Genomic DNA, 271 nt, shown 5'->3' with positions numbered 1-271 from the left:
GCACTTGCCACTGATCCTCTCGGTTATAAAACACCTGTGGATCGGTCATGTGATACGTAATCAACTGATCGGACTGGGCGTTAAACAAATCCACCGGATAGCGGAGATGACTCACGATCGCAGCAGGAAGTTGATCCAATGGTTTAAACAACGCTGGAAAGATTTTCTGCCACGTTTGGATGATTGGATCAGACGCATCCGCAACATAGAAATTGACAACGCCATTGTAAGCATCAACCACAACCTTGACAGAATTACGAATGTAATTGAA

General features: G+C 44.6%; 1 protein-coding gene. It reads right to left on the bottom strand.

Annotated features, from left to right (window positions below; all coding sequences use genetic code 11):
- On the bottom strand, positions 1-271 hold a 271-nt coding region (locus tag AB1471_RS17370; RefSeq protein ID WP_367780982.1), incomplete at both ends, for a UPF0182 family protein.

The organism is Jeotgalibacillus marinus (genome assembly GCF_040801915.1).
GTDB lineage: Bacteria > Bacillota > Bacilli > Bacillales > Jeotgalibacillaceae > Jeotgalibacillus > Jeotgalibacillus marinus.
This window is presented reverse-complemented; position numbering and strand designations above follow the sequence as displayed.